The organism is Variovorax sp. P5_A3 (genome assembly GCF_056400665.1).
Genome location: NZ_JBFUKW010000070.1, coordinates 1 through 935, shown reverse-complemented (window position 1 = coordinate 935; position 935 = coordinate 1). Strand labels below are relative to the sequence as shown.

Here is a 935-nt window from a genome sequence, read left to right as displayed (position 1 = left end):
GAAGTGGTGGTAGTACGTGACCACGCCGTACACTTCGGCGCGCGAGAGATTCAACGCTTCGGCGATCGTCGCCACCGACTGCGCGGGCACATGACCCAGCGCGTCCTGCACGTCATGCAGGATCGGCAGCAGCGCACCGGGCTCGCCTGCGTGCTGCGCCAGGACATTGCGAACGACGCCCAGCGCATCGGGCGGAGAGGAAGTCGAAGAAGAAGTCGGAGAAGAGTTGCCTTCAGTCATCGTGGATCTTGTGAGATGCGGACCGCGCCGAGTATGAAGTGATGATCGTTGGCGCAAGTTGACCCGGGTCAAGTTTCTCAAGTTCGACAGTCGGCGTCGCAAGCACGAGAACCGAAGGCCATGCACGAAGGCAACATTCGCCTTTGGTCCGGCACGCGTCGAATCGCGCGTCCGCATTGCTTCGGCAACTTAGGGAGAACGAGCATGACCTCTTTCTCGGAACTTGATTCGAGTCAAGAGTTTTTTGGGTCGCTGCTTTGACAGTCGCTCTTCATCGAATCGTCAGACGTGTAGTGTCAAACCGATTCGAGCGGCTGTTTAGTCAACCCCACACTCAGAGACAAGGAGGTTCGAGATGGACCGTCAATCGATTGCAGTTGCGCTGCCGCATGCGAAGCCCGCGGAGAAGGTGGCTCACGGTGCGGCGTACCGCTGGATGCAACTGGGAATGGGCATCCTGTGCATGGCGCTGATCGCCAACCTGCAGTACGGATGGACGCTGTTCGTGAACCCGATGGAGGCGAAGAACCACTGGGGCCTGACGGCGATCCAGCTGTCGTTCTCGATCTTCGTGGTGGTGGAGACCTGGCTGGTGCCGGTGGAAGGCTGGCTGGTGGACAAGTTCGGCCCGCGCCCGGTGATCGGGGGCGGGGCGGTGCTCGCGGGGCTGGGCTGGGTGGTGAACGCGTGAACGC

At 61.0% G+C, this 935-nt stretch carries 1 protein-coding gene and 1 pseudogene; one reads left to right on the top strand and one right to left on the bottom strand.

All coding sequences use genetic code 11. From position 1 onward, the window contains the following. Nucleotides 1-240 (bottom strand): NAD(P)H-dependent oxidoreductase subunit E (locus AC1D3B_RS36190; protein ID WP_478195472.1); only part of this gene is annotated, 240 nt, incomplete at its 3' end. Between the two features lie 436 nt (nt 241-676). Between AC1D3B_RS36190 and AC1D3B_RS36185 the strand changes: the two are divergent. Further along, nucleotides 677-928, top strand: a pseudogene (locus AC1D3B_RS36185) (MFS transporter); the annotation flags it as partial. Between the last annotated feature and the right edge of the window lie 7 nt (nt 929-935).